This is a genomic window from Xenophilus sp., assembly GCF_044462705.1.
In the GTDB taxonomy this organism is placed as follows: domain Bacteria; phylum Pseudomonadota; class Gammaproteobacteria; order Burkholderiales; family Burkholderiaceae_C; genus Xenophilus; species Xenophilus azovorans.
This window is the reverse complement of the sequence record NZ_JBIQNC010000119.1, coordinates 6,762-16,124: the sequence shown is the minus strand read 5'-3', so window position 1 is coordinate 16,124 and position 9,363 is coordinate 6,762. Positions and strand designations below refer to the sequence as shown.

Sequence of the window (9,363 nt, the reverse complement as noted above, 5' to 3'; positions counted from 1 at the left end):
CCGCGAAGCTGCCGCCGGTGTCGGCCTGCGCCTCCATCTGCAGGATGAGCACGCCGAGCCCGGCCTGCGCGCCGACGAACTCGCCGACCACCGCGCCGACCACGCTGAAAGCCGCGGCCATGTTCAGCCCCGCGAAGATGTACGGCAGCGCGCTCGGAAACTTGGCCTTGCGGAAGATCTGCCACGGTGTCGCCGAGAGCGAGCGCAGCAGGTCGATGCGGTCCGGGTCCACCGCCTTGAAGCCCGCGATGCTGGTCACCAGCACCGGGAAGAAGGTCAGCAGGCAGATGATCATCACCTTGGAGCCGATGCCGAAGCCCAGCCACACCACGATGATGGGCGCGACCGCCACCTTGGGCACGCTCTGCAGCGCGGCGACATAGGGCTCCAGCAGCGCCTCAACCTTCGGCATCTGCGACACCACGATGCCGATGGCCAGGCCGATGCCGCTGCCGATGACAAAGCCCAGCAGGATCTCGGCCACCGTCACGCCGCCGTGGTACCAGAAGCCGTCCTTCGCCAGCGGCCCGGTCGCCAGGCCGCGCCACAGCGCGACCAGGATGTCGCTCACCGGCGGCACCAGGTGCTTCGGCACCTTGAAGAGCCGCACGGCCGCCTCCCACGAGCCGAGCAGCGCCGCGAGCAGCAGGATCGACTGCACCCGCGTCGACGCGAGCGGATGGGTACGCCGCCGCCCCGCCCCGGCGGGGCTCGGGGCGGGCGCTTCGGACGGCGCGACGGAATCGGTCTTGGCGAGCATGGCGGTGGTCATCGGGGGCACCTGTCAGTCAGTCGAACGAGGCGGCGTGCGAGAAGCGTTCGCGGATCGATGCGGACGCAGCGGCGAAGGCGGGGTCCGACATCACCGCCATCGACCGCGGGCGCGGCAGGTCGATGGACAGCACGCGCTCCAGCGTGCCGGGGCGCGGCGACATCACGAACACCCTGTCGCCGAGGAACACCGCCTCGGGGATCGAGTGCGTGATCAGCACCACCGTCTTGCCGCTCTCCATCCAGATGCGCTGCAGCTCCAGGTTCATGCGCTCGCGCGTCATCGCGTCGAGCGCGCCGAAGGGCTCGTCCATCAGCAGGATCTTGGGGTCGTGCAGGAGCGCCCGCGCGATCGAGGCGCGCTGCTGCATGCCGCCGCTCAACTGGCGCGGCAGCTTGTGCTCGAAGCCGTCGAGCCGGACCATGTGCAGCAGTTGCATCGCGCGCTCGCGCGCCTGCTTCACCGGCAGGCCCAGCACCTCGGCCGGCAGCATCACGTTCTCGAGGATGGTTCGCCACGGCAGCAGGATCGAGCTCTGGAACACCACGCCCACGTCGCGCCGCGTGCCGCGGATCGGCTGGCCGTCGAGCAGCACGCGGCCGATGTCGTAGTCGAGCAGGCCCGCGAGGATGCGCAGCAGCGTGCTCTTGCCGCAGCCGCTCGGGCCCACGATGGTCACGAAGCTGCCCTGCTCGATGCGGCAGTCGACGTCCTTCAGCGCGAGCACGCCCTCGCCGCCGTCGCCGAAGTGCTTCGACAGCCCTTCGATGCGGATGTAGTCGGGGCGCCCGCTCGCGCGTTCGTGGTTCGTGCTCATGGCTTGGCTCCTTCGGGCTTCAGGAAGCGGACGATGTGGTGCGCCAGCATCTCCGGCGCCTGCATCGCGGTGACGTGGCCGACACCGTGCAGCAGCACGGCATCGGCGCCGCGGATGCGGCCTGCCATCGAGAGCGTCACGCCCGGCGGCACCACGCGGTCGAGTTCGCCGGCCAGCACCAGCGTGGGCGCGACGATGTCGGCCACGCCTTCTTCGAGCGTGGTCTGCACGGTCGCGTCGCGCCGCGCGGACCGCGCCGATCCGGGCCGCGCGTTCGCGAACACGCGCCGCAACTCCGGCCGCTGCCGGAGGAAGGCTTCGGGGAAGAACCAGGTCGCCAGTTCCTCCGCGGTGGCCGGCAGGCCCTGCCGCAGTTCGCCCAGGCGCCGTGCATCGGGGCACAGCTCCTCGTAGGGCCTGGGCAGCGGCCAGGTGCTGCCCAGCACGAGGTGGTCGACCGCGCGCGGATGCAGCAGCGCCAGCGCCTGCGCGACCCGGCCGCCGAAGGAGGAGCCGAACACGTGCGCGCGCCGCAGCCCCAGCGCCCTGATGAGCTGCTGCGCGTCGCCGGCGAGGTCCGCGAGCGTCGACGGGCGCTCCGGCCCCTCGGTCTCGCCGCAGTCGCGCTGGTCGTAGGCGATCACGGTGAAGTGCTTCGACAGGTGCGGCACCAGCGACGCGAACATCTGCCGCGAGGCCTCGGCGCCGTGCATCAGCACCAGCGGCGGGCCGTCGCCCTCGCGGTCGAAGGCGATGCGCAGCTCGCCGGCCTGGACGAAGCGCGTCATGCAGCGCCCCCTTCTTCCTCGTCCATCCAGAAGGTCATCTCGATCCTGAGGCCGCGCGGGTCGTGGAGAAAGAGCTGATGGATCGCCCAGCCGGGAATCGGCGCCTCGGTGAACGACACGCCCAGCGCGCGGAGGTGCGCGCGCATCTCGGCGAGCCCGCGCGAGCGGAACGAGATGTGATCGACGTGGCCGGTGGCGGGGTCGGCTGGGCTGTCCGGCGCCGACAGGTGCGCGTAGAGGTGCACGATGGGCTGGCCGTCCGCATACAGCCAGGCGCCGGGCGCGGGGATGTCCGGTCGCGCACCCGGCGTGAGGCGCATCACGCGCGTATAGAAGTCCACCAGCGGCGGCAGTTCTTCCGGCGCACAGCGGATCGTGAAATGGTGCAGGGCAGTCACTGGCATGGCATTCCCCTTTCGGCCCCGGCCGCCGGCACCGCGGCCGGGAATCGGTAGGCGAGCCCGGGCGCGCACGGCACCCAGCGCGCGGCGGCCAGCGCCAGCAACCGGATGCCGAAGACCTGCTCCGGCAGCCAGCGGGCGCAGGTGCCGAAGACGTTGAAGGTGGCGTAGCAGAGCCTGCCCTGCATCAGCGGCACGTTGATCACGCTGCGCAGCGCGTGGGCGCGCATCTTCTCGAAGTCGTCGAAAGTCTCGGCGAGCACGTGCTCGCCCTCGCCCACGAACACGCGGCCCTGCACGAAGAGACGCTCGGTCCAGGGCGTCAGCGTCTTGCGCTTCGTGCCGTTGACCGGGAAGGCCGATGCCTCCGACGAATAGAAGCGGCGCAGCAGGACCTCGCCGGCCGCATCAAGCGCGGTCGTCACGTTCTGCTGGATGCTGAAGCTGCTGCCCGGGGCGATCAGCGCACGGCATGCATCGATGCGGCGCAGCGCATCGTGCGCGCCCGCTGCCTCCGCCAGCGAGTCCAGAAACCCGGCCGTGATGGCGGTGGTCGTCGGTGCGTCGGTCGGGTCCATGGGAAAAGTCTAGGACCGGCAATTCACCAAAGTGAAATAATTTCTGATAGCCCGATAACCGTGGAGTTATGGCCTTGCCGAGTGCCCGCGACCCCGCCGCCGAACTGCAGCGCGCGCTGCTGTCCCGCCTCAAGCTGCGGCAGCTCGCGCTGCTGCAGGCCATCGACCGGCACCGCACGCTCGGCCGCGTGGCCGCCGAGATGCAGCTCAGCCAGCCGGCGATCACCAAGGCGCTGCACGAGGTCGAGGACATCTTCGGCAGCACGCTGTTCGATCGCACGAGCAGGGGGCTCGTGCCCACCGCGGCGGGCGACGCGGTGCTGCACTACGCGCGGCGCTGGCTGGCCGAGCTGGAGGCGACCACGCGTGTGCTCACCTCGCTCGAAGCGGGCCGCGGCGGCCGCCTGCGGCTGGGCCTCACGCAGCAGGTGCCGCAGCGGCTGATGTCGGCCGCGCTGACGCATCTGCTCGGCCGCTCGCCGCGCATCTCGGTGATGGCGCGCGAGGCCACCACGGATGAACTGGTCGCCGGCCTGCTCGCGCGCGAACTCGACTGCGCCATCGGCCGCTCCTACGACGGCGACGCCAGCGGGCTGGTGCAGGAGGCCATCTACGAGCAGGAACCCTGCCTCGTGGTCGGCGCAAAGAACGTCAAGCGGCTCTCGCGCGGGCCGCTGGACTGGGCGCGGCTCGCGCAGCTCGACTGGATCCTGCCGCCGCCCAACACGCCCATGCGCAGGACCTACAACGCGATCTTCGTCGGCGCGGGCGTCCAGCCGCCGCTGCCCATCCTGGAGACCAACGCGGTCCGCAGCATGGAGACGGTGCTGCGCCAGGAGCCCAATGCCATCACCATCTTCGCGCGCGACGTGGTGGCCGAGATGGAGCAGGCCGGCCACTGGGCCGCGCTCCCCTACCGGCTGAGCTGGAACCTGCCGCCGGTGAGCTTCTTCACGCTGAAGGAACTGGAGGGGCACCCTACGGTGCAGTCGCTGCGCGGCGTGGTGATCGAGACCGCGCAGCGCATGAAGCAGTTGGCGGCCTGAGCCCTTTCCGGACGGGCAGCGCCGCTACTCCAGCCTGGGCTCGATCTTCTCCGCCGTGTCCTGCGCGCTCGCGGGCACGGCATCCCACATCGGCTCGGCCGGCTCGCCGGACGCAGCAGCGGGCGGCGACGCCTCCGCGGCCTTCTGCGCCAGCGCCAGGATGGCCGCCGCCGTGCGCTCGGCCGCGCCGCGGTGCGCGCCGGCGAAGACCTGCGCGGCCTGCGACATCGCGGCGCAGCGCTGCGTGTCGGCCACCAGCGCCAGCGCCTGGGTGACGGCGTCGCCCATGTCGTCCACGCGCAGTGCCGCGCCGCCGGCGACGGCCAGCTCGGCCGCCTCGGCGAAGTTGAAGGTGGACGGGCCCATGATCACCGGGCAGCCGCAGGCCGCCGCCTCGATCAGGTTCTGCCCGCCCAGCGGCTCGAAGCTGCCGCCGAGCAGCGCCGCATCGGCCAGGCCGTAGTACAGCGCCATCTCGCCCAGCGAGTCGCCCAGCCAGATCTCGTTGTCCTGCGGCAGCGCGTCGGCGGTGCTGCGGCGCGCGCAGGCGAAGCCGGCCGCCTCGATGAGCTGCGCCACCTCGTCGAAGCGCTGCGGATGGCGCGGCACGATGAGCCACTGCACGTCGCAGGCGCGCAGGCGGGCCGAGCCCTTGGTGACGCGCGCGGGCAGCGCCGGGGCGGTGGTCCAGAAGTGGCGCAGCGCCTCCAGCAACTGGCGCTCCTCGCCGTCGCGCGAGCTGGCGAACACGACCAGCGGCTTGGGCAGGTGCGCACGCAGCACCTGCGCATGAGCCACCTGGCGCGCGTCGGGCGCAGCGTCGAACTTGAGGTTGCCGAAGATGCCCGCCACCTTGGCGCCCAGCGAGACGAGGCGGTGCGCGTCGGCCTCGCTCTGCGCCCACACGGCCGCCAGCGACGAGAACGCGGGCCGCGACAGCCAGCCCAGCCGCTCGGCCGAGGCAAGCGACTTCTCGTTGAGCCGCGCATTGGCCAGCACCAGCGGGATGCCGCGCTCGGCGCACGCGGCCGTCAGCTCGGGCCAGACCTCGGTCTCCATCAGCACGCCGATGCGCGGGCGGAAGCGGTCGAGGAAGCGCGCCACCGCCTCGGGCGTGTCCCAGGGCTGCCAGACCTGGATGTCGTCCTCGGTCAGCAGCTTGGCGCCCTCCTCGCGGCCGGTGGCGGTGCCGTGGGTCAGCAGGATCGGGATGCCGGGCAACTGGCGCCGCAGTTCGGCGATCAGGATGCCGGCCGCGCGCGTCTCGCCCAGCGAGACGGCGTGCACCCAGCACCAGTCGGTGCCGGCGAGCGCGTCGTCGTACTCGCCGAAGCGCTCCTCGACGGCATGGGCATAGCCCGGCTCCTGCACAGCACGCCGACGCAGCTTGCGCCGCAGCAGCGGCTGCGCGAGCTGGGTGAACAGGCCGTACAGGCGCAGCGAAAGGGAACGACGCGCCGCCGCCACGGTCAATGGGCCGCCTCTCCGAACACGGCGTCGGGCTTCACCGATTTCAGCAGCGCGGTCATCGTGGCCTCGATGCGCTCCAGCGCCGCCTGCGAGTGGCCCTCGAAGCGCAGCACCAGCACCGGCGTGGTGTTGGAGGCGCGGATCAGGCCGAAGCCGTCGGGCCAGTCGACGCGGATGCCGTCGATGGTCGAGACCTTCGCCGGGGCGTCGAACTTCGCCAGCTTCTGCATCTGCTCGACCAGCGCGTGCGGCTCGCCCTCGGCGCACTTCACGTTGATCTCGGGCGTGGAGAAGCTGGTGGGCAGCGCGTTGAGCACGGCGCTGGCGTTGGGATGGCCGGAGAGGATCTCCAGCAGCCGGCACCCCGCGTAGGTGCCGTCGTCGAAGCCGAACCAGCGCTCCTTGAAGAAGATGTGGCCGCTCATCTCGCCGCCCAGCGGCGAATCCAGCTCCTTCATCTTGGCCTTGATGAGCGAATGGCCGGTCTTGTAGATCAGCGGCTTGCCGCCCGCGGCCTCGATGGCCGGCGCCAGGCGCTGCGTGCACTTGACGTCGTAGACGATGGTGCCGCCCGGCACGCGCTTGAGCACGTCCTGCGCGAACAGCATCATCTGCCGGTCGGGGTAGATGTTCTGGCCGTCCTTGGTCACGATGCCCAGGCGGTCGCCGTCGCCGTCGAAGGCCAGGCCCAGCTCGGCGTCGCCGCTCTGCAGGGCGGCGATCAGGTCCTTGAGGTTGTCGGGCTTGCTCGGGTCGGGGTGGTGGTTGGGGAAGTTGCCGTCCACCTCGCTGAACAGCTCGGTCACCTCGCAGCCGATGGCGCGGAAGATGGCCGGGGCCGAGGCGCCGGCGATGCCGTTGCCCGAATCGACCACGATCTTCAGCGGGCGCTGCAGCCGGATGTCGCCGACGATGCGCTCGGTGTAGGCCGGCAGCACGTCGACCTTGCGCACGCTGCCGCCCTCGGCCAGCGCGGCGCTGCCCTCCTCCATCACCTTGCGCAGCGCCTGGATCTCGTCGCCGTAGATGGCGCGGCCGGCCAGCACCATCTTGAAGCCGTTGTAGTCCTTGGGGTTGTGGCTGCCGGTGACCTGGATGCCGCTGGTGCACAGCGTGCTGGCGGCGAAGTACAGCATGGGCGTGGTGACGGCGCCGATGTCGATCACCTCCACGCCCGTGGCCACCAGGCCGCGGATCAGCGCGTCCGCCAGCGCGGGGCCCGACAGGCGCCCGTCGCGGCCCACCGCCACCGCCCGCTCGCCGGCGGCGCGCGCGGCGCTGCCGAAGGCGCGACCCAGAGCCTCGGCGACGTCGGCGTCGAGGGTCTCCGGCACCACGCCGCGGATGTCGTAGGCCTTGAAGATGGACGCGCTCAACTGCATGCAAACCCCTGTTGTTCGTGACTGCGCGGCATTGTAGGCACCCGCTTCGCTCGGCCGGGCTCAGGGGCATGTCCGGAAACGGCGCATCCGCGCGTGCGCTCCCTCCTAAGATGCGGGCCATGCGCGACGCGCCCCCCGTCCTCGATGCCACCGAAAGTGACGCCTGTTACCTGGCGATGAAGGCGCGCGACGCGCGCTTCGACGGCCGCTTCTTCACCGCCGTGACCTCCACCGGCATCTACTGCCGCCCGGTGTGCCGGGTGAAGGCGCCGCGCCGCGAGAACTGCCGCTTCTTCCGTCACGCGGCGCAGGCCGAGGCGGCGGGCTTCCGCCCCTGCCTGCGCTGCCGGCCCGAGCTGGCGCCGCGCGCGGCCGCCTGGAGCATCGAGGACGCCTCCCGCATCCTGGCCCAGCAGGCGGCGCGGCTGATGGACGAGCCCGATGCCTGGCCGGCCGAAGGCACGGCCGGCGCGCCGGGCGCGGCGGCGGTGGCCGCGCGCATCGGCGTGAGCGACCGCCACCTGCGGCGCATCTTCGAGGCGCACTTCGGCGTCTCGCCGCTGCAGTACCTGCAGACGCGGCGCCTGCTGGCGGCCAAGCAGTTGCTGGCCGACACGCGCCTGCCGGTGGCGGAGGTGGCGCGCGCCAGCGGCTTCGCCAGCGTGCGGCGCTTCCAGGCGGCCTTCGCGGCGCACTACGGCCTCTCGCCCGCCGCGCTGCGCCGCAGCGGGCCGGCCGACGGATCGCGGCAGGGCACGCAGGTGCGCCTGGCCTGGCGCCCGCCCTACGACGCGGCGGCGATGCACGGCTTCCTGGCCCGCCGGGCGCTGGGCGGCGTGGAGGCCAGCGGTGATGGCAGCCTGGCGCGCACGCTGCGCGTCGGCCACGGCGCGCAGGCGCGCAGCGGCTGGCTGGCCGTGCGCTTCGACGCCGAAGGCCACCAGGCGCTGCTGGACGTGAGCGATGCGCTGGCGCCGGTGCTGCCGGCCGTCATCAGCCGCGTGCGCGCCTGGCTGGACCTGGACGCCGACCCCGAGCCCATCAACGCCGCGCTGCACGCGTCCTTTCCCCACGGCGACGGCGTGCGCGTGCCGGGCGCGCCGGACAGCTTCGAGCTGGCGGTGCGCGCCGTGCTGGGCCAGCAGGTCACCGTGGCGGCGGCGCGCACATTGGGCACGCGGCTGGTCGCAGCCTTCGGCGAGCCTGTCGCCACCCCGGTGCCGGGCCTGACCCACCTGTTCCCGGCGCCCGAGGCGCTGGCCGGCGCCGACGGCGACGCGCTCGGGCGCCTGGGCATCGTGCGCCAGCGGCAGGCGGCGCTGCGGGCGCTGGCCTGCGAGGTCGCCGCGGGCCGCCTCGCCCTGCACCCGGGCGCCGACGTCGCCGCCACCTGCGCCGCGCTGAAGGCGCTGCCCGGCATCGGCGACTGGACGGCCCAGTACATCGCCATGCGCGCGCTGCGCTGGCCCGACGCCTTCCCCGCCGGCGACGTCGCGCTGCAGAAGGCGCTGGGCGTCAAGGGCGCCCGCGCGGCCGAGGCGGCGTCGCAGCCCTGGCGGCCCTGGCGCAGCTACGCCGTGCTGCGCGCCTGGCACGCCGCCGCCCTTCCTCCACAAGGACTTCCATCATGAGATTCAAGGCCGCCACGGCCCTTCGCACCGCCTGCGTGGACACCGCCCTCGGCCGCGTGCGGCTGGCCGCCACCGACGCCGGCCTGGCCGGCCTGTGGTTCGAGGGCCAGCAGCACAGCCCGCCCCCGGACGACGTGCGCCGCTGGGCCGACGACCCGGCGCACCCCGTGCTGGCCGAGGCCGCCGCCCAGGTGCGCGACTACCTCGCCGGCACCCGCGCGCGCTTCGACCTGCCGCTGGACCTGTCGCACGGCACCGCCTTCCAGCAGGACGTGTGGCGCGCGCTGGTGGCCATCCCGCGCGGCGGCACCGTGAGCTACCGCGCGCTGGGCGAGCGCATCGGCCGGCCCGCCGCCGTGCGCGCCGTGGGCGCCGCGGTGGGCCGCAACCCGATCAGCGTGGTGGTGCCCTGCCATCGCGTGATCGGCACCGACGGCCGGCTCACCGGCTACGCCGGCGGGCTGGCGCGCAAGTCGGC

At 72.8% G+C, this 9,363-nt stretch carries 10 protein-coding genes; 3 read left to right on the top strand and 7 right to left on the bottom strand.

Annotation, left to right across the window (positions count from 1 at the left end; all coding sequences use genetic code 11):
• The 5 genes from ACIY1X_RS17115 to ACIY1X_RS17095 form a co-directional block, all read right to left on the bottom strand.
• Positions 1-772: ABC transporter permease (locus ACIY1X_RS17115; RefSeq protein ID WP_399682716.1), on the bottom strand; the 772-nt coding region annotated here is incomplete at its 3' end.
• A gap of 16 nt (positions 773-788) precedes the next feature.
• The gene (locus tag ACIY1X_RS17110) at positions 789-1,589 is read right to left on the bottom strand and encodes an ABC transporter ATP-binding protein (protein WP_399682714.1); all 801 of its coding nucleotides are present in this window, start codon (positions 1,587-1,589) and stop codon (positions 789-791) included.
• Complete coding sequence (locus ACIY1X_RS17105) at positions 1,586-2,377, bottom strand: alpha/beta fold hydrolase (RefSeq protein ID WP_399682713.1); 792 nt, start codon at positions 2,375-2,377, stop codon at positions 1,586-1,588. The genes ACIY1X_RS17110 and ACIY1X_RS17105 overlap by 4 nt, the downstream gene beginning before the upstream one ends.
• A complete protein-coding gene (locus ACIY1X_RS17100) occupies positions 2,374-2,775 on the bottom strand; it encodes a VOC family protein (RefSeq protein WP_399682711.1) in 402 nt (133 codons plus the stop codon). Before ACIY1X_RS17100 ends, ACIY1X_RS17105 begins: the two co-directional genes overlap by 4 nt.
• Positions 2,772-3,356: a GAF domain-containing protein gene (locus ACIY1X_RS17095; RefSeq protein ID WP_399682710.1), complete on the bottom strand. Its 585-nt coding sequence runs from the start codon at positions 3,354-3,356 to the stop codon at positions 2,772-2,774. The genes ACIY1X_RS17100 and ACIY1X_RS17095 overlap by 4 nt, the downstream gene beginning before the upstream one ends.
• Positions 3,357-3,430: 74 nt before the next feature.
• Here ACIY1X_RS17095 and ACIY1X_RS17090 point away from each other — a divergent pair, with 74 nt between their 5' ends.
• Positions 3,431-4,402 carry a LysR family transcriptional regulator gene (locus ACIY1X_RS17090; protein ID WP_399682708.1) on the top strand — a complete coding sequence of 324 codons (972 nt, stop codon included), beginning with the start codon at positions 3,431-3,433 and terminating at the stop codon, positions 4,400-4,402.
• A 24-nt stretch (positions 4,403-4,426) separates the two neighbouring features.
• Here the strand turns inward: ACIY1X_RS17090 and ACIY1X_RS17085 are convergent, their stop codons facing one another.
• Entirely contained in the window at positions 4,427-5,875 is a 1,449-nt protein-coding gene (locus tag ACIY1X_RS17085; protein ID WP_399682705.1) for a 3-deoxy-D-manno-octulosonic acid transferase, read from the bottom strand.
• Positions 5,872-7,254 (bottom strand): phosphomannomutase/phosphoglucomutase, encoded by a 1,383-nt coding sequence (locus ACIY1X_RS17080; protein ID WP_038203347.1) that lies wholly within the window; start codon positions 7,252-7,254, stop codon positions 5,872-5,874. The genes ACIY1X_RS17085 and ACIY1X_RS17080 overlap by 4 nt, the downstream gene beginning before the upstream one ends.
• A 119-nt stretch (positions 7,255-7,373) precedes the next feature.
• Between ACIY1X_RS17080 and ACIY1X_RS17075 the strand changes: the two genes are divergently transcribed.
• Positions 7,374-8,885: a DNA-3-methyladenine glycosylase 2 family protein gene (locus tag ACIY1X_RS17075; protein ID WP_399682702.1), complete on the top strand. Its 1,512-nt coding sequence runs from the start codon at positions 7,374-7,376 to the stop codon at positions 8,883-8,885.
• On the top strand, positions 8,882-9,363 hold a 482-nt coding region (locus ACIY1X_RS17070; RefSeq protein ID WP_399682699.1), incomplete at its 3' end, for a methylated-DNA--[protein]-cysteine S-methyltransferase. The genes ACIY1X_RS17075 and ACIY1X_RS17070, both read left to right, overlap by 4 nt.

Excerpts from the sequence above, each read along its gene's own strand:
- ACIY1X_RS17110 (WP_399682714.1), bottom strand. The coding sequence starts at position 1,589 with ATGAGCACGAACCACGAACGCGCGAGCGGGCGCCCCGACTACATCCGC.
- ACIY1X_RS17105 (WP_399682713.1), bottom strand. The coding sequence starts at position 2,377 with ATGACGCGCTTCGTCCAGGCCGGCGAGCTGCGCATCGCCTTCGACCGC.
- ACIY1X_RS17095 (WP_399682710.1), bottom strand. The coding sequence starts at position 3,356 with ATGGACCCGACCGACGCACCGACGACCACCGCCATCACGGCCGGGTTT.
- ACIY1X_RS17080 (WP_038203347.1), bottom strand. The coding sequence starts at position 7,254 with ATGCAGTTGAGCGCGTCCATCTTCAAGGCCTACGACATCCGCGGCGTG.
- ACIY1X_RS17075 (WP_399682702.1), top strand. The coding sequence starts at position 7,374 with ATGCGCGACGCGCCCCCCGTCCTCGATGCCACCGAAAGTGACGCCTGT.